We start from the raw sequence: 19,516 nt of genomic DNA, 5'->3' as shown, positions 1-19,516 counted from the left end.
AGTATGAACTGGACCTGGTTTCACAAGCTCGGCTCGCCCAAGTGGTTCTACGGCATCAGCAGCAAGTTTCTGCCGTGGTTGAGCATTGCAGCGTTGCTGCTGATTGGTGTCGGCGTTGTCTGGGGCCTGGCCTTCGCGCCGCCGGATTATCAGCAAGGCAACAGCTTTCGCATCATCTATATCCACGTGCCCGCCGCGATGCTCGCTCAGTCGATCTACGTGATGCTGGCGGTGTGCGGTGTGGTCGGGCTGGTGTGGAAGATGAAACTGGCTGACGTCGCGCTGCAATGCGCCGCACCGATCGGCGCGTGGATGACCGCTGTGGCGTTGGTCACCGGGGCGATCTGGGGCAAGCCGACGTGGGGTTCGTGGTGGGTCTGGGACGCGCGCCTGACTTCGATGCTGATTCTGCTGTTCCTGTATTTCGGCCTGATCGCGCTGGGCAACGCGATCAGCAACCGCGACAGCGCCGCCAAGGCCTGCGCGGTGTTGGCCATCGTCGGTGTGATCAACATCCCGATCATCAAATACTCGGTGGAGTGGTGGAACACCCTGCACCAGGGCGCGACGTTCACCCTCACCGAAAAACCGGCGATGCCCGCCGAAATGTGGCTGCCGCTGCTGCTGACGGTACTGGGTTTCTACTGTTTCTTCGGCACCGTGCTGTTGCTGCGCATGCGCCTTGAAGTGCTCAAGCGCGAAGCCCGCGCCAGTTGGGTGAAAGAAGAAGTGCAGAACAGTCTGGAGGTCGCGCGATGAGTTTTGCTTCATTCGGCGACTTCCTCGCCATGGGCCATCATGGCCTGTATGTCTGGTCGGCCTACGGCATCTGCCTGGCGGTGCTGGTCCTTAACGTCGCGGCGCCGATCCTGGCTCGCAAGCGGTATCTGCAACAAGAGGCGCGTCGTCTGCGCCGGGAGAACGGCAAGTGAATCCGCTGCGTAAAAAGCGTCTGATCATCATTCTGGCAATTCTGGTCGGGGTCGGCGCTGCCGTCGGCCTGGCCTTGAGCGCGCTGCAGGAAAACATCAACCTGTTTTACACGCCGACCCAGATCGCCAACGGCGAAGCACCGCAGGGCACGCGTATTCGCGCCGGCGGTATGGTCGAGGCCGGTTCCCTGCAACGCTCCCCGGATTCGCTGGACGTCAGATTCGTCGTCACCGATTTCAAGAAATCCGTGACCATCACCTATCGCGGCATCCTGCCGGACCTGTTCCGCGAAGGGCAGGGCATTGTCGCCCTGGGCAAAATCAATGCTGACGGTGTAGTCGTCGCCGATGAAGTGCTGGCCAAGCACGACGAGAAGTACATGCCGCCGGAAGTCACCAAAGCGTTGAAAGACAGCGGTCAATCCGCACCGACCCCAGTGAAGGAGGGCTGATTGATGACTTCCGGTATTTTTATTCCCGAGCTTGGCCATCTGGCGATGATTCTGGCGCTGTGTTTTGCGCTGGTGCAGGCCGTGGTGCCATTGGTCGGTGCCTGGCGCGGTGACCGCTTCTGGATGAGTCTGGCCCAGCCGGCCGCGTGGGGGCAGTTTGCGTTTCTGCTGTTCGCCTTCGGCTGCCTGACCTACGCATTCATGGCCGATGACTTCTCCGTCGCTTATGTGGCCAACAACTCCAACAGCGCGTTGCCGTGGTATTACAAATTCAGCGCGGTGTGGGGCGCCCACGAAGGCTCGTTGCTGCTGTGGGCATTGATCCTCGGCGGCTGGACGTTCGCCGTGTCGGTGTTCTCGCGCCAATTGCCGCAAGTGATGCTCGCCCGTGTGCTGGCGGTGATGGGCATGATCAGCACCGGTTTCCTGCTGTTCCTGATCCTCACGTCCAACCCGTTCAAACGCATCCTGCCGCAAATGCCCAGCGATGGCGCCGACCTGAACCCATTGTTGCAAGACATCGGCCTGATCGTTCATCCGCCGATGTTGTACATGGGCTACGTCGGGTTTTCGGTGGCGTTCGCGTTCGCCATCGCCGCGTTGATGGGCGGTCGTCTTGATGCGGCGTGGGCGCGCTGGTCGCGTCCGTGGACCATTGTTGCCTGGGCCTTTCTCGGTATCGGCATCACCCTCGGTTCGTGGTGGGCTTACTACGAACTCGGCTGGGGCGGCTGGTGGTTCTGGGACCCGGTGGAAAACGCCTCGTTCATGCCATGGCTGGTCGGTACTGCGCTGATTCACTCGCTGGCGGTCACCGAGAAACGTGGCGTGTTCAAAAGCTGGACGGTGTTGCTGGCGATTGCAGCGTTCTCGTTGAGCCTGCTGGGTACGTTCCTTGTGCGTTCCGGCGTGCTGACCTCGGTGCACGCGTTTGCCTCTGATCCTGAGCGCGGCGTGTTCATCCTGATCTTCCTGCTGTTTGTCGTCGGTGGTTCGCTGACCCTGTTTGCGTTGCGCGCGCCGGTCGTAAAAAGCCAGGTCGGGTTCAACCTGTGGTCGCGGGAAACCCTGCTGCTGGGCAACAACCTGGTGCTGGTCGTGGCGGCGTCAATGATCCTGCTTGGCACCTTGTATCCGCTGATTCTCGATGCCTTGAGCGGCGCCAAACTGTCGGTCGGCCCGCCGTACTTCAACGCGTTGTTCATTCCGTTGATGGCGCTGTTGATGATGGTGATGGCGGTTGGCATGCTCGTGCGCTGGAAAGACACTCCGGTGAAATGGCTGTTGAACATGCTGGCCCCGGTGTTGCTCGGCAGCGTTGCTTTGGCCGTAATCGCCGGTATTGCTTACGGCGATTTCAACTGGGCGGTGATCGCCACCTTCCTGCTCGCCGCGTGGGTATTGCTCGCCGGTGTGCGCGACATCTTCGACAAGACGCGCCACAAAGGTCTGATCAAAGGCCTGCCAAGCCTGACCCGCAGCTACTGGGGCATGCAGATCGCTCACCTCGGCATCGCCATTTGCGCGTTGGGCGTGGTGTTGTCGAGCCAGAACAGTGCCGAGCGCGACCTGCGTCTGGCGCCGGGCGAGTCGATGGATCTGGGCGGTTACCAGTTTGTGTTCGAAGGCGCCAAGCACTTCGAAGGGCCGAACTTCACCTCAGACAAAGGAACCATTCGGGTGATCCGTGACGGCAAGGAAATCAGCGTGCTGCACCCGGAAAAACGTCTATACACCGTGCAGAATTCGGTGATGACCGAGGCCGGGATCGACGCCGGCTTCACCCGTGACCTCTATGTCGCCTTGGGCGAACCGCTGGAAAACGGCGCTTGGGCGGTGCGAGTGCACGTCAAACCGTTCGTGCGCTGGATCTGGTTCGGCGGCTTGCTGACCGGTTTCGGCGGGTTGCTGGCGGCGATGGATCGACGTTATCGCGTCAAGGTCAAAGCCCGTGTGCGTGAAGCGCTGGGCATGGAAGGAGCGGCTGCATGAGACGTTGGTTAATGCTGGTGCCATTGGCGATTTTCCTGCTGGTGGCGGTATTCCTTTATCGCGGTCTGTACCTTGATCCGGCGGAGCTGCCGTCGGCGATGATCAACAAGCCATTCCCGGAGTTTTCCCTCCCGAGCGTTCAGGGTGACAAGACCCTGACCCGCGCCGATATTCTCGGCAAACCGGCGCTGGTCAACGTCTGGGGCACCTGGTGCATTTCCTGCCGGGTCGAGCATCCGGTGCTCAACAAACTCGCCGAGCGCGGCGTGGTGATCTACGGCATCAACTATAAGGACATCAACGCCGATGCCTTGAAGTGGCTGGCCGAGTTCCATAATCCTTATCAGCTCGACATCCGTGACGACGAAGGTTCGCTTGGCCTGAACCTCGGTGTCTATGGCGCGCCGGAAACCTTTTTCATCGACGCCAAGGGCATCATCCGCGACAAGTTCGTCGGTGTGATCGACGAACAGGTCTGGCGCGAAAAACTCGCGGCCAAGTACCAGGCGCTGGTCGATGAGGCCAAGCCATGAAGCGCTTTTTAGCTGCCGTGGTACTGGGTTTGAGTCTGGTCGGCGTGGCTCACGCGGCCATCGACACTTACGAGTTCGCCAAAGAAGGTGATCGCGAGCGTTTCCGCGAACTGACCAAGGAGCTGCGCTGCCCCAAGTGCCAGAACCAGGACATCGCCGACTCCAATGCACCGATTGCCGCTGACCTGCGCAAAGAGATTTTCCGCATGCTCGGCGAGGGCAAGGACAATCAGCAGATCATCGACTTTATGGTCGACCGTTACGGTGATTTCGTCCGCTACAAACCCGCGCTGAACGCCAAGACCGCGCTGCTATGGTTTGGCCCGGCCGGTCTGCTGCTCGGTGGTTTTGTGGTGATCGCCGTGATCGTCCGCCGTCGTCGCGGACAACGCGCCGAAACTCCGCAATCGCTGTCTGCCGAAGAACGTCAGCGCCTCGACCAACTGTTGGATAAAAACCAAGAATGATTGATTTCTGGCTTGCCGCAGGGCTGTTGCTTCTGGTCGCCCTGAGTTTTCTGCTGATTCCGGTGTTGCGTGAACGTCGCGCCCAGCGTGAAGAGGATCGAACTGCCCTGAACGTCGCGCTCTATCAGGAACGCGTTGCCGAGTTGCAAACGCAACAGGCCGAAGGCGTGCTTGATGCCGCGCAAATGGACAGCGGTCGCGCTGAAGCCGCGCGTGAACTGCTCGCCGATACCGAAGGCGTTATCGCGCCGCGGGAGTCTCGTCTGGGCAAGCCGTTGCCGCTGCTGGCTGCCGTGTTGGTGCCGGTGTTGGGTCTGGCTCTGTACTTGCACTTTGGCGCCGCCGACAAGGTCGAACTGACCCGCGAATTTGCCCAGGCGCCGCAGTCGATGGAAGAGATGACCCAGCGTCTGGAGCGCGCCGTTGCGGCGCAACCTGATTCCGCTGAAGGCCTCTACTTCCTCGGCCGTACCTACATGGCTCAGGAGCGTCCGGCAGACGCGGCGAAGATGTTCGAGCGCGCCGCCAACCTCGCCGGCCGCCAACCGGAGTTGCTGGGCCAGTGGGCGCAGGCACAGTATTTCGCCGACGGTAAAAAGTGGTCGGACAAGATTCAGTCCCTGACCGACGAAGCGCTGAAAGCCGATCCGAAAGAAGTCACCAGCCTCGGCCTGCTCGGCATCGCCGCGTTCGAAGGCGAGCGTTATCAGCAAGCCATCGATTACTGGAACCGTTTGCTGGCGCAACTGCCGCCGGACGACAAGTCCCGGGCCGCGCTGCAAGGCGGGATCGAACGTGCCGCCGAACGCCTGAAGGCCAGCGGTGGCACAGTCGTTGAGGCCACAGCGCCAAAAGCCGCGTTGTTGAAAGTCAGCGTCGATCTGGCCAGCGAACTCAAAGGCAAGGTGCAACCGGGCGACAGCGTGTTCATTTTTGCCCGCGCTACGTCCGGCCCGCCGGCGCCTTTGGCGGCCAAGCGCCTGACCGTGGCCGATCTGCCGGTGACTGTTGAACTGGGCGATGCCGACGCAATGATGCCGCAGTTGAAACTGTCGAACTTCCCTGAAGTCCAACTGGTTGCGCGCGTCTCCCGTGCAGGCCAGCCGACTGCTGGCGAATGGGTCGGTCGCAGCGGGCCTCTGTCCAGCAGCACCACCGCGCCACAAACACTGACCATCGACAGCCCGGATAAATAACCGGAACCACAGGAAAGCACCGACATGCACACCATCGCCCGAATCACAGTCCTCACACTGGCCCTGGGCTTGAGTGCATGTGCGGTGCAACGACCCGAACCCACCACCAACCTGCCGCCGATTCCGCCATCCCAGCCAAGCCCGACCCCGTCGACTTCGCCAACCCCGAGCAAAAGCATCCCGGCCAAACCGGCAAAACCGGTTCCACGCACCTCGGCCAGCTTCGCTCCGCCACCGGGCGGCAACAGCCATTGGGATCAAAAACTCGGCGTCTACGTCCTCGACGATCAGACCAACACCTTCTATCGCCAGCGCACCTACTACCGCTGGAACAACGGCTGGAGCCGCGCGGTCAGCCCCGACGGCCCGTGGGAAGACACCAACATCCACGGCGTGCCACCGGGATTGGGCAAGAAATTCGGGCAGTAAATGAAAACGGCGATCTTCGGATCGCCGTTTTGCTGTGTGCCTGTTGGGTTCTCACAAAATCGTGCGATAGCTCCCAAGTGCCTGAACCGATCGAGACAGCCCCTGACGTTGTAGAAGATTCAGAAACGAGTCGATATCCATCACAGGTTTTTTCAGTTGCTGGCGCTGGCGCTGGGCGGCTGCAACTACGGCTGCGGGATCCAGATGAAATAGATTTTCGACGAACTCATCTGGATGTTGCGCTTCGATACCAAACGGGGCGAGGAGCACATAGGGAAAGTCTTTTAGGTTAAAGGTCACGATCACACCCGCACCACAACGTATGGCGGCGGCCAGAACATGACGGTCATCTCTGTCCGGCAATGTCAGTCCCGTGACGAGATCTTCATAGTCAATGACGCAGGCCTCGGGGATCGCCCGATCCATTAGGTCCGAGGTGCGATCCAATTACTCGATTGTCAGGTCAGCTCGGTTCTTCAATAGATTGCGTTTCCATTCGCAGTGAATCTCCTTCGTCCATCGCGCTCGAAACCGGCCGGACAGCGCGAGCCACATTAGAAAATCTCTCAACGGAGCCGGGTACAAAACACATGCATCGTATACAGCGGTGAAAGAGGAGTGCCTCACTCGTATCCTGTCCTTAGTGCCTGTGCCTGCTCTGCGAGAAGCGTCATTGCCTGTTCGCTGGCGGTTTCTCGCCGGGTTTTATAGTCCATCAAATCGGCAAAACGCACACGTCGGTGCTTGCCTGTTTTGTGGTAGGACAACTCGCCGCTTTCCAGCAGTTTTATCAGGTGCGGACGTGAGACGTTGAGCAGGTCGGCAGCTTCCTGTGTGGTCAACTCTGCGTGGACCGGTACCACTTTGACGGCATTGCCCTCTGCTAACGCCGCAAGGATGTCGACCAAAAGGCGCAGGGCGGATGTGGGCAATTCGACAAGGTGTGCCTCGTTCTGCTCATCGAAAATCTGGATGTGCTGGGTTTCAAACTGAGTTGCAAGGTAAGCAGCCAGCGCACGTCGACCTTCGACGGCGGCTTTGACTTCGCGTTCAACGGGGAGGTTGATGGCGGGTTGAATGACTATCGACATGGGGGGGCTCCAGCAATCTAAAAGGGGATGCCAGGAACGTTATTCGAATTAAACGAAAATCGCAATAAACGAAATTGATCTGCTACTTGCTTACGCATTGATCAAATAGCTACCGCCGGATGTTGGGGTGGCAAGCGGTTCAATCACACCCTGTAAAACAACCGGACGTCGCACTGCCGCTTTCTGTGCTTGAGTAAAGATAACTCTAGAGTTATTTTTAACGGGCCCTGGCAAGGAGGCAATTGGTGCAGAGCAGGTTATTGATCAAGGAGCTGGAGGAAGCAGGCTGGACGCTGGATCGTGTCACCGGCAGTCACCACATCTTCCGGCACCGTTACAACCCGAACACGATTCCCGTCCCGCATCCGAAAAAGGATTTGCCATTGGGAACGGTCAAAAGCATCAGGAGGCGTGCCGGGTTGTACAACCCGCCAGCCAGTTATGAAGGAGATCCGTAATGCAATATCCAATCTGCATCGAGTGGGGTGATGAGAACACCGCCATCGGTATTCAGATCCCCGATATTCCTGGCGCTGTCACGGCCGGGGATACGTTTGAAGATGCCTACAACGCTGCGGTCGAGATCGCGCACATCATGCTGCAGGAGATGGCGGCGGACGGGCATTCGGTTCCGCTGCCAACCTCGGTGGCGGCACATCGCAATAATCCGGAATACGCCGAGATGGGCTGGGGCATGCTGGAGCTGGACATTTCGCCGTATCTGGGCAAGACCGAAAAGGTCAACGTGACGCTGCCCGGTTACGTGATCCAGCGAATCGACCGTTATGTGCGCGAGCACAACGTCAAAAGCCGCTCCTCCTTTCTGGCGGATGCGGCGATGGAAAAACTGGTTCGATATTGAGGACAACGCCCCCACAGGGTCAGTGCTTAACCTGTGGGAGCGAGCCTGCTCGCGATGCCTCTTGCGTTTCAGGCAGCTGCCAGCGAGCGCTTTTCAGAAGCGTTCAAGAATCGCAAAAACGCCAGCAACGGAAACACGCTGCCGACAATCACGATCCACAACCAGCCGCCATGCTCATACACCGCGCTGGCCACCGACGAGCCGAAGGCGCCGCCGATGAAGATGCTGGTCATGTACAGCGCGTTCAGGCGACCACGGCTTTTCGCGTCCAGCGAGTACACCGCGCGCTGGCCGAGCACCATGTTCATCTGCACGCAGAAGTCGAGGACGACGCCGGTCACGGCCAGGCCGATGACGCTGTAGGCCGGGTGGATGAACGCGGGCAGGAAGCTCAGGCTGGCGAACAGCATGGCCAGCAAGGAGGCGATTCGGGTGTGGCCGGCGTCGGCCAGGCGGCCGCTGATCGGCGCGGCGATGGCACCGATGGCGCCGACCAGGGCAAAGATCGCGATCTCGCTTTGCGACAGGCCATGATTACGCGCCAGCTCCAGTGGCACGGCGGTCCAGAACAGGCTGAACGCGGCGAACATGCAGCCCTGATAAAACGCACGCTGACGCAGCACTGGTTGCTGGCGAAGCAGTGTCCACAGCGAGCCGAGCAATTGGCCGTAGGACGCGCTGTGATCGGGTTGGCGCTTGGGAACTGTCAGTGCCAGCACCACGCTGATCGCCGCCATCAACGCCGCCGCAATCATGAACATCGCCCGCCAGCCCAAGTGGTCGGCCACCACGCTCGACACGGGCCGCGCCAGCAGGATGCCCAGCAGCAAGCCGCCCATGATTCCGCCGACGACTCGACCGCGAGATTCCTCAGGCGCCAGATGCGCGGCCAATGGAATCAGGATCTGCACCGATACCGAACTGAAGCCCACCAGCAACGAGATCAGCAGAAACAGGTTCGGTTGATCGGTGAACGCCGCCGCCAGCAGGCTGGCGATTGCCACCACGGTGGTGATGATCATCAGCCGGCGGTTTTCCAGCAGATCAGCCAACGGCACCAGAAAGAACAGGCCCAGCGCATAACCAATCTGCGTCAGCGAGACGATAAAACTGGCCATGGTGTCGGTCAGGCCGATGTCCGGCGCGATCAGACCGATAATCGGTTGCGCATAGTAGATGTTGGCAACGATGGCACCGCAGCAGAAGGCGAACAGCAGCACCATGCCTCGGGTCATTGCGTGAGTCGTGGCGGTCATAAGGTTTCTCGATCCAGCGAAAGGAATGCGGTGAGGCTATGGGACAAACCGGGCGGGCAGAAGACGCCTCTGGTTGATATCAGTTATCAAGGTGCGCAATGTTGAGATGTTTCAGCGTGTCATCCTCGGAGGACCTTGCGTCTGACCGATGAGGGCTGATGATACATTCACTTACATCCTGTTCGATAGCGTGCTCATGATCACAAGCTGCCCTCACCCTAACCCTCTCCCGGAGGGAGAGGGGACTGATTGGGGGATGCTGGAGAAATACGCCGACGTGATCTTGCATTTCTGAATCCATAATCGACTCGGTATTTCAGGTCGATGTATCACAAAAGACATCGCGGTCGGCCCCCTCTCCCTCCGGGCGGTCCGACGTTTCGGGAGGGCTGGGGTGAGGGTATTCTGGCGACAAAAAAAGGCGACCTGCTGAGGTCGCCTTTTTCATTGCTGCCTAAGCCTTACTGCCCCGTGTAGATCTGATCAAAAACCCCACCATCATTAAAGTGCGTCTTCTGCACAGTACGCCAGTCGCCAAAAGTCTTCTCCACCGACAGGAAATCAACTTTCGGGAAACGGTCGGTGTACTTGGCCAGCACCGCAGGATCACGCGGACGCAGATAGTTGGCGGCAGCGATTTCCTGACCTTGTGGCGACCACAGGTACTTCAGATATTCGTCGGCAGCAGCACGCGAGCCTTTCCTGTCGACGACTTTATCGACCACAGAAACCGGTGGCTCGGCTTCGGCGGAAACACTTGGGTAGACGACTTCGAACTGATCACGGCCAAATTCGCGGGCGATCATTTCGGCTTCGTTTTCGAAGGTCACCAGCACGTCGCCGATCTGGTTGGTCATGAACGTGGTGGTGGCGGCGCGGCCACCGGTATCCAGCACCGGCGCTTGCTTGAACAGTTTGCCGACAAAGTCTTTGGCCTTGTTCTCGTCACCGCCGTTCTTCAGCACATAGCCCCAGGCCGACAGGTAGGTGTAGCGGCCGTTGCCCGATGTTTTCGGGTTCGGCACGATCACTTGCACGCCATCCTTGAGCAGATCCGGCCAGTCTTTCAGGGCTTTGGGGTTGCCTTTGCGGACAATGAACACGGTGGCGGAAGTGAACGGTGCGCTGTTGTTCGGCAGGCGCGTGACCCAGTTCTCCGGCACCAGTTTGCCGTTGTCGGCGAGGGCGTTGATGTCGGTCGCCATGTTCATGGTGATGACGTCAGCCGGCAGGCCGTCGATGACCGACCGCGCCTGCTTGCTCGACCCGCCGAAAGACATCTGCACAGTGATGTTTTCGTTGTGCTCGGCTTGCCAGTGTTTCTGAAAGGCAGTGTTGTAGTCCTTGTAGAAATCGCGCATCACGTCGTAGGAAACGTTCAGCAGGGTCGGTGCGGCTTGAGCCACGCTGCCGAACGCGAGACCAGCGGCGAGAAGTGAGGCGCCAAAGAGTTTTTTCACTGCGCATTCCTTGTTCTGTGGGGGTGTTGTGCCAAAAGTGAGGCTATTTGCCAGCGACTATAACGGGGCAGCGCATAGTCCTTTAAAGATTAAAAAGCTCTTTGCTTATTCCATTTTTTTAAACAATGCGTTGCCACATCGCGAGCAGAACGCCGCGCCATGTTCATGGCTGTTTTTCCGGCACACCGGGCAGTCGTGTTGCAGCTGTTCGCCGCGCATGGCGTTGGCCAGTTCGGCGGTGAAAATGCCGGTCGGCACGGCGATGATCGAGTAACCGGTGATCATCACCAGCGACGAAATCACCTGACCCAGCGGCGTTTTCGGCACGATGTCGCCGAAGCCCACGGTGGTCAGGGTCACGATAGCCCAATAGATGCCTTTGGGGATGCTGGTGAAACCGTGTTCCGGGCCTTCGATCACGTACATCAGTGTGCCGAACACCGTTACCAGCGTGCAGACGCTGACCAGAAACACCACGATCTTCTGCTTGCTGCCGCGCAGCGCCGACATCAAGTAATTGGCTTGCTTGAGATACGGGCTGAGCTTGAGCACGCGGAAAATCCGCAGCATGCGGATGATGCGGATAATCAGCAGGTACTGCGCATCGCTGTAATACAGCGCGAGAATGCCCGGCACGATGGCCAGCAAATCCACCAGCCCATAAAAGCTGAACGCATAGCGCAACGGCTTGGGCGAGCAATACAGGCGCAGGATGTACTCACCGAGAAAGATGATCGTGAAACCCCACTCGATGTAGGCCAGCAAGTCGGCGTAGTTCTGGTGAATGCTGTCGATGCTGTCGAGCATCACGATCACCAGGCTGGCGAGGATGATCAACAGCAAAATGCCGTCGAAGCGCCGCCCGGCGACGGTGTCGCTTTGGAAAATCATGACGTAAAGCCGTTCACGCCAATTGTTGCTGCTGTCCATGAATAACGCCTGAATCGAAGATCAGCGCAGCCTAGGTTGATTCTCCCCATGAGCGCAAGGCGTGCTGTCGACGTTGGCTTTGCCGAGCATCTGAATGCCGGCGCGAAGCAGCCAGCAGGCGAGGATGAACGGCGCGGTCAGGGTGGCCAGACCCATGGCGGCGAACAGCGGTGTGATCAGCAATGCCAAAACGATGCCGAGCAGTGGCAGCCACGGCTGTTGGCGTTGGCTGCTGAAGGCGAGGGCGGCGAGCACGGCGTTGTAGCTGCCCAGCCCCAATAGCGCGGAACTGGTTTCGTGGTGCAGCAAACTGGACGCGAGCCCGATTGCAGAAGCCAGCAGCGCCCAGGCAAAGGCGCGGCGATCAGCGATCAGCAAACCGATGGCGATCAATGCCCCGGCCAGCGGATGCCCGAGGAACATCACCTGACCGAGCCCTTTGAACTCGGCAGCGAGCAGATTGAGCAGGTTCATCTCGATGTGCGCCATCGGCGTGGACGGTTCAGCAAACAGCAGCAACACCCAACTCATACCCACGAATGGCGCAGTGTAGGCCGGCATGGATTGGCTGAGCCGCACGCGTTTGAGCCATTGCTGAGTGACCATCGCGCTCAGTCCGCCGGCGGCGAGAATCAGCGGTGGCAGCAATGGCGACCACGGGAAATACAGGCTCAGCAACAAACCGAGCAAAACACCGTTGTAGCTGAACAACCCGGCTTGGCGATCAGCCTTGGCGTAGTTGCGCCGTTGCGCGGTCAACAATCCAGCGACGGCACCCAGCAGCGCGCCGGCGAACAGCACGGGCGCGGTCAGCAGGATCGCCAGCAGACACAGCAAACCGCACAGCGGATGGCGCTGGAGGAATATTTGACTGAAACCGTTGAGTAAAGCCTCGGCCCAGTCGGGGCAGTGGGTATTGAAATGTTTGGCAGGCATGGCAGTTCTGAAAGTCAGTGAAACCGAGTCGCCTGCAAAATGGTTCCCACACTGAATCTATGTTCAGTCTTGGTTTTGTGATCAACACAAAACCAATGTGGGAGCCAGCCTGCTGGCGATGAGGCCGGTGGAAACAATCAATCTCTGTGGTGCAATGAATCCCTGAGATGCAGTGAATCTCTGAGATGCAATGCATCATTGTGGCGAGGGGATTTATCCCCGTTGGGCTGCGAAGCAGCCCCGAAACCAGTGAATGCGGTTCTTCTGTGAAAACCGTCACTCCCGAAAACGACTGCTACGCAGCCGAACGGGGATAAATCCCCTCGCCACAGGTTTTGTGAACAGATCCAAAGTCCGGGCTGCTCACAAAGCCTGTGGTGAGCAGGTCAATGGTGTGAGCCGCTCTGACCAAATGTGGGTCAGATCAACGTTTCAATCCGCAGCGAGTTCGTCGACCCCGGCTGCCCAAACGGCACGCCAGCGGTGATCAGCAGCGTGTCGCCACGCCGGGCCATCCCCTGCGCCTGGGCGATTTCCAGCGCGGTCGAACAGACTTCATCGACCTGACGCAACCGATCATTGACCACCGAGTGAATGCCCCATGCCACGCTCAAACGGCGCGCGGTCTGCAGGTTCGGCGTCAGGTTGAGGATCGGTGCTTTCGGCCGTTCACGCGATGCACGCAGGCTCGATGCGCCCGACTCGCTGTAGTTGACCAACACCGCCACCGGCAGCACGTTACTGATACGACGGATTGCGCAACTGATGGCATCGGAAACGGTTGCCTCAGCCTTCGGCCGACTGACGTCCAGCTGGGTCTGATAATCCGGACCGTTTTCAACCTGGCGGATGATCTTGCTCATCATCTGTACGGCTTCCAGCGGGTACTCGCCGGACGCAGTTTCCGCCGACAGCATCACTGCATCGGCGCCTTCGGCCACGGCGTTGGCAACGTCGGTGACTTCGGCGCGAGTCGGAGCAGGGGAGAAGCGCATCGACTCCAGCATCTGCGTCGCCACCACCACCGGTTTGCCGAATTCACGGCAGGTGGTGATGATGTTTTTCTGGATCTGCGGCACGCTCTCGGCCGGCACTTCCACGCCCAGATCACCGCGAGCCACCATGATTGCGTCGCTCAGTTCGGCGATTTCACGCAGTTGCTCAACCGCCGACGGCTTCTCGATTTTCGCCATCAAAAACGCTTTGTCACCGATCAGCGCGCGGGCTTCGAGAATGTCTTGCGGGCGCTGCACAAACGACAGCGCGACCCAATCCACACCCAACTCCAGACCGAAGCTCAGGTCACGGCGATCCTTGGCGGTCAACGGGCTCAGTTCGAGCACCGCTTGCGGCACGTTCACACCTTTGCGGTCCGACAGTTCGCCACCATTGAGCACGGTGGTGTCGATCGCGTCGGCGTATTTGGTGACCACGCGCAGGCGCAGTTTGCCGTCGTCGAGCAGCAGATCCATGCCCGCTTCCAGCGCTTCGATAATCTCCGGATGTGGCAGATTCACCCGGCGCTCATCGCCCGCTGTCGCGTCCAGATCGAGACGGAATGCCTGACCGCGATGCAACTGCACCTTGCCGTCGGCGAACTTGCCGACGCGCAGTTTCGGTCCTTGCAGGTCCATCAGAATGCCCAGCGGGTAGTTGAGCTGACGCTCGACTTCGCGGATCCACTGATAGCGCTTGGCGTGGTCGGCGTGATCACCGTGGCTGAAGTTGAGGCGGAAGATATTGACCCCGGCCTCGACCAGTTCGCGGATAGCGTCGATGCCATCGACCGCTGGCCCGAGGGTGGCGAGGATTTTGACCTTTTTATCAGGCGTCATGATTTAGAGCTCTCAAGGATCAGAATGGCGCGGAAGTCGTTTACGTTGGTGCGGGTCGGCTCGGTGACGATCAACGCATCGAGCGCCTCGAAATAGCCGTAGCCGTTGTTGTTATCCAGTTCGTCGCTGGCGCTCAGGCCAAGGGCGGCGGCGCGGGTGTAGCTGTCCGGGGTCATGATCGCGCCGGCGTTGTCTTCCGAGCCGTCGATGCCGTCGGTGTCGCCGGCCAGTGCATAGACGCCGGGCTGGCCCTTGAGGCTGTCGGTCAGGCTCAAGAGGAATTCGGCGTTGCGGCCGCCACGGCCATTGCCGCGCACGGTCACGGTGGTTTCGCCGCCGGAGAGGATCACGCACGGCGCTGCCAGTGGCTGGCCGTGGTTGATGATCTGGCGGGCGATGCCGGCGTGGACTTTCGCCACTTCGCGGGATTCGCCTTCGAGATCGCCAAGTATCAGCGTGCTGAAACCGGCCTGACGGCATTTCACCGCAGCAGCATCCAGCGATTGCTGCGGGCGGGCGATCAACTGGAAATGACTGCGCGCGAGGCTCGGATCACCGGGTTTGACGGTTTCCGACTCAGGGCTTTGCAGCCAGTTGCGCACCGACGCCGGGATCTCGATTCCATAGCGCTTGATGATCGCCAAGGATTCGGCTGAGGTGCTTGGGTCGGCCACGGTCGGGCCGGAGGCGATGACCGTGGCGAGGTCGCCCGGTACATCGGAAATCGCGTAGGTATAAACAGTCGCCGGCCAGCAGGCTTTGCCGAGCCGTCCGCCCTTGATCGCCGAGAGGTGCTTGCGCACGCAGTTCATCTCGCCGATGGTTGCGCCGGATTTGAGCAGGGCTTTGTTGATCGACTGCTTGTCGGCGAGGGTAATGCCTGCGGCTGGCAGAGCGAGCAGGGCAGAGCCACCACCGGACAGCAGGAAGATCACGCGGTCGTCTTCGGTCAGGTTGCTGACCAGTTCCAGCACGCGTTTGGCCACGGCCAGACCGGCAGCGTCCGGCACCGGGTGCGCGGCCTCGACCACTTCGATTTTTTCGCACGGGGCGCCGTGACCGTAACGGGTCACCACTAGACCGGACACTTCACCCTGCCAGCAGCGCTCGACCACTTGCGCCATGGCGGCGGCGGCTTTGCCGGCGCCGATGACGATCACCCGGCCGGTACGATCGGCTGGCAGATGGGCTTCGAGGACTTGCTGCGGATGGGCCGCGTCGATGGCTGTGGCAAACAGCTCGCGCAGCAGTTGTTGCGGATCGACCGACATGGCGGGCTCCCGGAATTCTTGTTATTCGAAAGGGCAACTCAGGTTCCTGTGGGAGCGAGCTTGCTCGCGAAAGCGGTGGGTCAGTCTCCATCCATATGAACTGACTCTCCCTCTTCGCGAGCAAGCTCGCTCCCACAGGTTTTAAGCGGTGGGGCAGACGCTTACTTCTTGTCGCGAATCGAGAAGTTGGCCATGTGTTCCAGGCCTTTGATCAGCGCCGAGTGGTCCCAGTTGCTACCACCGATGGCCGCGCAGGTGCTGAATACTTGCTGGGTGTTGGCGGTATTCGGCAGGTTGATGTTCAGCTCCTTGGCGCCTTGCAGGGCAAGGTTCAGGTCCTTCTGGTGCAGGCTGATGCGGAAGCCTGGATCGAAGGTGCCTTTGATCATGCGCTCGCCGTGCACTTCGAGGATCTTGGACGAGGCGAAACCACCCATCAGCGCTTCACGCACTTTGGCTGGATCCGCACCGTTTTTCGAAGCGAACAGCAGCGCTTCAGCGACGGCCTGAATGTTCAGGGCCACGATGATCTGGTTGGCAACCTTGGCGGTTTGACCGTCACCATTGCCGCCGACCAGGGTGATGTTCTTGCCCATGGCCTGGAACAGCGGCAGTGCGCGTTCGAAGGCATCGGCGTCGCCACCGATCATGATGCTCAGGGTCGCGGCTTTGGCGCCGACTTCACCGCCGGACACTGGCGCGTCGAGGTATTGCGCGCCTTTTTCGTTGATCTTTGCGGCGAAAGCTTTGGTGGCGGTCGGCGAGATCGAGCTCATGTCGATGACGATTTTGCCTTTGCTGATACCAGCCGCAACGCCGTCGGCGCGGAACAGTACGTCATCGACCTGTGGGGTATCCGGAACCATGACGATGATGAATTCAGCTTCCTGCGCAACTTCGCGCGGGTTGGCCAGAGCGACGGCGCCAGCGGCCACCAGGTCGGCAGGCGCGGCGTCGTGGTGAGCCGACAGGAACAGACTGTGACCGGCTTTCTGCAGGTTCGCCGCCATTGGGTGGCCCATGATGCCGGTGCCGATAAATCCGATTTTAGCCATGAGAAAATCCTCTTGTTTTTGTCTTGCTCAAGCAAATAGGGGTAGCTGCTCTTTGTGGGAGTGAGCTTGCTCGCGAATACGGTGGAACATTCAATATCCGTGTTGACTGAACCACCGCATTCGCGAGCAAGCTCGCTCCCACAGGGTTTTGCATTGTTCGTTCAGATTGCGTTATGGGTTTTCAACCAGCCCAGACCCGCTTCTGTAGTGGTCAGCGGCTTGTATTCGCAACCCACCCAGCCCTGATAACCGATGCGGTCGAGGTGTTCGAACAGGAAGCGATAGTTGATCTCGCCAGTGCCCGGCTCGTTACGCCCCGGGTTGTCCGCGAGCTGCACATGGTTGATCTCGCCCAGATGCGATTGCAGGGTGCGGGCCAGATCGCCTTCCATGATTTGCATGTGATAGATGTCGTATTGCAGGAGCAGATTGGCGCTGCCGACCTGTTCGCGAATCGACAGGGCTTGCGCCGTGTTGTTCAGGTAGAAGCCCGGGATGTCACGGGTGTTGATCGCTTCCATCACCAGTTTGATGCCCACCGCTTGCAGCTTGTCGGCGGCGTACTTGAGGTTGGCGACAAAGGTCTTTTCAACGGTGGCATCGTCCACGCCTTGCGGACGGATACCGGCCAGGCAGTTGATCTGGGTGTTGCCCAGCACTTGTGCGTAAGCAATGGCCAGATCGACACCGGCGCGGAACTCTTCAACCCGATCCGGCAGGCACGCGATACCGCGCTCGCCTTTGGCCCAGTCGCCGGCAGGCAGGTTGAACAGCACTTGGGTCAGACCGTTGGCATCGAGCCTGGCCTTGATTTCGGCAGAGCTGAAGTCGTACGGGAACAGGTATTCAACGCCACTGAAACCCGCCTTGGCGGCGGCGTCGAAACGGGCAAGGAAATCCTGTTCGGTAAACAGCATGGACAGGTTGGCTGCGAAACGCGGCATGGTGGTCTCCCGTAAATATGTGCAGATCCCGTGTGGGAGCCAGCTTGTGTGGCGAGGGGATTTATCCCCGTTAGGTCCGCGAAGCGGCCTCAAAACCGAAAAACGCGGAGTATCAGGAACACCGCGCAAATTGTTTTACGACTGCTTCGCAGCCGAACGGGGATAAATCCCCTCGCCACAGGCTCACTCCTACACAGGGAGCGGTCAGCAATCAATCAAGCATCGAAATCGCCGTTGGCGCGTCATTGCCGACCAGCGCCAGGTCTTCGAATTCGTTGACGGCGTTGATCTCGGTACCCATGGAGATGTTGGTTACACGCTCCAGAATGATCTCGACAATCACCGGCACCTTGAACTCTTCGATCATCTGTTCGGCCTTGCGCAGGGCAGGGGCGATTTCCGATGGTTCGAACACACGCAGTGCCTTGCAACCGAGGCCTTCGGCAACTGCAACGTGGTCAACACCGTAACCGTTGAGTTCCGGCGCGTTCAGGTTATCGAAGGACAACTGCACGCAGTAGTCCATTTCAAACCCGCGCTGTGCCTGACGGATCAAGCCCAGGTACGAGTTGTTCACCACGACGTGGATGTAAGGCAGTTTGAACTGAGCGCCGACCGCCAGTTCTTCGATCATGAACTGGAAGTCATAGTCCCCCGACAGGGCCACGACTTTACGGCTCGGATCGGCCTTGACCACGCCCAGTGCTGCCGGAATGGTCCAGCCCAACGGGCCTGCCTGACCGCAGTTGATCCAGTGACGCGGCTTGTAGACGTGCAGGAACTGCGCGCCGGCAATCTGCGACAGACCGATGGTGCTGACGTAGCAGGTGTCTTTGCCGAAGACCTGGTTCATCTCTTCATAAACGCGTTGCGGTTTGACCGGCACGTTGTCGAAGTGGGTCTTGCGGTGCAGGCTGGCTTTGCGCTGCTGGCAATCCTGCAGCCAGGCACTGCGGTTTTTCAGCTTGCCGGCGGCTTGCCACTCACGGGCGACTTCGATGAACACGGTCAGCGCGGCAGCGGCGTCGGACACGATGCCCAGGTCCGGCGTGAACACACGGCCGATCTGCGTGCCTTCGATGTCGACGTGAATGAACTTGCGACCTTCGGTGTAGACGTCAACCGAACCGGTATGACGGTTCGCCCAACGGTTACCGATACCGAGCACCACGTCGGATTTCAACATGGTGGCGTTGCCGTAGCGGTGCGAAGTCTGCAGACCTACCATACCGACCATCAACGGGTGATCGTCAGGAATGGTGCCCCAGCCCATCAGGGTCGGGATGACCGGGATGCCGGTCAGTTCGGCGAACTCGACCAGCAGATCGCTGGCGTCGGCGTTGATGATGCCACCGCCGGCCACCAGCAATGGACGCTCGGCCTGATCAAGCAGGGCCAACGCTTTTTCAACCTGGATGCGCGTGGCGGTCGGCTTGAACAGCGGCAGTGGCTGGTAAGCGTCGATGTCGAATTCGATTTCGGCCATCTGCACGTCGAACGGCAAGTCGATCAGCACTGGGCCCGGACGACCGGAGCGCATTTCAAAGAACGCTTTCTGGAACGCGTAAGGCACCTGGCCCGGCTCCAGAACAGTGGTCGCCCACTTGGTGACTGGCTTGACGATGCTGGTGATGTCGACAGCCTGGAAGTCTTCCTTGTGCATACGGGCGCGGGGTGCCTGGCCGGTAATGCAGAGGATTGGAATCGAGTCCGCCGAGGCGCTGTATAGCCCGGTGACCATGTCGGTACCGGCAGGGCCGGAAGTCCCGATGCACACGCCGATGTTGCCGGCCTTGGTGCGGGTGTAGCCCTCGGCCATGTGCGAGGCGCCTTCAACGTGGAGAGAATTTTCTTGATCTAGTATTCCGTATTTTT

General features: G+C 59.6%; 20 protein-coding genes and 1 pseudogene. 10 read left to right on the top strand and 11 right to left on the bottom strand.

Translation table 11 applies throughout. From position 1 onward, the window contains the following. Positions 1-3: 3 nt before the first annotated feature. The 8 genes from ACIQVE_RS19880 to ACIQVE_RS19845 are packed head-to-tail and all read left to right on the top strand — an operon-like array spanning position 4 to position 6,001. Positions 4-759, top strand: coding sequence for a heme ABC transporter permease (locus ACIQVE_RS19880; RefSeq protein ID WP_402811215.1), 756 nt, complete (start codon positions 4-6; stop codon positions 757-759). Next, positions 756-932 (top strand): heme exporter protein CcmD, encoded by a 177-nt coding sequence (ccmD, locus tag ACIQVE_RS19875; protein WP_402811213.1) that lies wholly within the window; start codon positions 756-758, stop codon positions 930-932. The genes ACIQVE_RS19880 and ccmD overlap by 4 nt, the downstream gene beginning before the upstream one ends. After that, positions 929-1,384 (top strand): cytochrome c maturation protein CcmE, encoded by a 456-nt coding sequence (gene ccmE, locus ACIQVE_RS19870; RefSeq protein WP_150601183.1) that lies wholly within the window; start codon positions 929-931, stop codon positions 1,382-1,384. The genes ccmD and ccmE overlap by 4 nt, the downstream gene beginning before the upstream one ends. 3 nt (positions 1,385-1,387) lie before the next feature. Continuing rightward, positions 1,388-3,376 (top strand): heme lyase CcmF/NrfE family subunit, encoded by a 1,989-nt coding sequence (locus ACIQVE_RS19865; RefSeq protein WP_402811211.1) that lies wholly within the window; start codon positions 1,388-1,390, stop codon positions 3,374-3,376. Beyond that, positions 3,373-3,909 carry a DsbE family thiol:disulfide interchange protein gene (locus ACIQVE_RS19860; protein ID WP_402811209.1) on the top strand — a complete coding sequence of 179 codons (537 nt, stop codon included), beginning with the start codon at positions 3,373-3,375 and terminating at the stop codon, positions 3,907-3,909. Before ACIQVE_RS19865 ends, ACIQVE_RS19860 begins: the two co-directional genes overlap by 4 nt. Beyond that, positions 3,906-4,376, top strand: a complete 471-nt coding sequence (locus ACIQVE_RS19855) for a cytochrome c-type biogenesis protein (RefSeq protein ID WP_402811207.1) — start codon at positions 3,906-3,908, stop codon at positions 4,374-4,376. Before ACIQVE_RS19860 ends, ACIQVE_RS19855 begins: the two co-directional genes overlap by 4 nt. After that, positions 4,373-5,572: a c-type cytochrome biogenesis protein CcmI gene (ccmI, locus tag ACIQVE_RS19850; protein ID WP_402811206.1), complete on the top strand. Its 1,200-nt coding sequence runs from the start codon at positions 4,373-4,375 to the stop codon at positions 5,570-5,572. Before ACIQVE_RS19855 ends, ccmI begins: the two co-directional genes overlap by 4 nt. Positions 5,573-5,596: 24 nt before the next feature. Then, on the top strand, positions 5,597-6,001 hold the full coding sequence (locus tag ACIQVE_RS19845) for a hypothetical protein (protein ID WP_402811205.1): 405 nt from the start codon (positions 5,597-5,599) through the stop codon (positions 5,999-6,001). Between the two features lie 51 nt (positions 6,002-6,052). Here ACIQVE_RS19845 and ACIQVE_RS19840 read toward each other — a convergent pair. Together ACIQVE_RS19840 and ACIQVE_RS19835 are read right to left on the bottom strand one after the other, a co-directional pair. Then, positions 6,053-6,628 (bottom strand): annotated as a pseudogene (locus ACIQVE_RS19840) (PIN domain-containing protein). After that, positions 6,625-7,092, bottom strand: coding sequence for a helix-turn-helix domain-containing protein (locus ACIQVE_RS19835; RefSeq protein WP_402811203.1), 468 nt, complete (start codon positions 7,090-7,092; stop codon positions 6,625-6,627). Before ACIQVE_RS19835 ends, ACIQVE_RS19840 begins: the two are co-directional and overlap by 4 nt. Positions 7,093-7,337: 245 nt before the next feature. Here ACIQVE_RS19835 and ACIQVE_RS19830 point away from each other — a divergent pair, with 245 nt between their 5' ends. Then, positions 7,338-7,550 (top strand): type II toxin-antitoxin system HicA family toxin, encoded by a 213-nt coding sequence (locus ACIQVE_RS19830; RefSeq protein ID WP_150597143.1) that lies wholly within the window; start codon positions 7,338-7,340, stop codon positions 7,548-7,550. Beyond that, a complete protein-coding gene (locus ACIQVE_RS19825; protein WP_402811201.1) occupies positions 7,550-7,954 on the top strand; it encodes a type II toxin-antitoxin system HicB family antitoxin in 405 nt (134 codons plus the stop codon). Before ACIQVE_RS19830 ends, ACIQVE_RS19825 begins: the two co-directional genes overlap by 1 nt. 68 nt (positions 7,955-8,022) lie before the next feature. Here ACIQVE_RS19825 and ACIQVE_RS19820 read toward each other — a convergent pair whose 3' ends face one another. The 9 genes from ACIQVE_RS19820 to gcl all read right to left on the bottom strand — a co-directional run. Beyond that, on the bottom strand, positions 8,023-9,210 hold the full coding sequence (locus ACIQVE_RS19820; protein WP_402811199.1) for an MFS transporter: 1,188 nt from the start codon (positions 9,208-9,210) through the stop codon (positions 8,023-8,025). Between the two features lie 461 nt (positions 9,211-9,671). Continuing rightward, the gene (locus tag ACIQVE_RS19815) at positions 9,672-10,670 is read right to left on the bottom strand and encodes a sulfate ABC transporter substrate-binding protein (RefSeq protein WP_402811197.1); all 999 of its coding nucleotides are present in this window, start codon (positions 10,668-10,670) and stop codon (positions 9,672-9,674) included. 105 nt (positions 10,671-10,775) lie between these two features. Next, entirely contained in the window at positions 10,776-11,600 is an 825-nt protein-coding gene (locus ACIQVE_RS19810) for an ion transporter (RefSeq protein WP_402811196.1), read from the bottom strand. A 21-nt stretch (positions 11,601-11,621) separates the two neighbouring features. Next, complete coding sequence (locus ACIQVE_RS19805) at positions 11,622-12,536, bottom strand: urea transporter (RefSeq protein ID WP_402811194.1); 915 nt, start codon at positions 12,534-12,536, stop codon at positions 11,622-11,624. Positions 12,537-12,955: 419 nt separating this feature from the next. Then, positions 12,956-14,371, bottom strand: coding sequence for a pyruvate kinase (gene pyk, locus ACIQVE_RS19800; RefSeq protein ID WP_402811192.1), 1,416 nt, complete (start codon positions 14,369-14,371; stop codon positions 12,956-12,958). Next, positions 14,368-15,642, bottom strand: coding sequence for a glycerate kinase (locus ACIQVE_RS19795; protein WP_402811190.1), 1,275 nt, complete (start codon positions 15,640-15,642; stop codon positions 14,368-14,370). Before ACIQVE_RS19795 ends, pyk begins: the two co-directional genes overlap by 4 nt. Positions 15,643-15,803: 161 nt before the next feature. Then, positions 15,804-16,697 (bottom strand): 2-hydroxy-3-oxopropionate reductase, encoded by an 894-nt coding sequence (locus tag ACIQVE_RS19790; RefSeq protein WP_042558274.1) that lies wholly within the window; start codon positions 16,695-16,697, stop codon positions 15,804-15,806. A 161-nt stretch (positions 16,698-16,858) separates the two neighbouring features. Next, positions 16,859-17,641, bottom strand: coding sequence for a hydroxypyruvate isomerase (gene hyi / locus ACIQVE_RS19785; RefSeq protein ID WP_402811189.1), 783 nt, complete (start codon positions 17,639-17,641; stop codon positions 16,859-16,861). Positions 17,642-17,852: 211 nt separating this feature from the next. Then, a partial coding sequence (gene gcl / locus ACIQVE_RS19780) for a glyoxylate carboligase (RefSeq protein ID WP_402811188.1) occupies positions 17,853-19,516 on the bottom strand: 1,664 nt, incomplete at its 5' end.

This window comes from Pseudomonas sp. NPDC098747 (assembly GCF_044760045.1).
Taxonomy (GTDB): domain Bacteria; phylum Pseudomonadota; class Gammaproteobacteria; order Pseudomonadales; family Pseudomonadaceae; genus Aquipseudomonas.
This window is presented reverse-complemented; position numbering and strand designations above follow the sequence as displayed.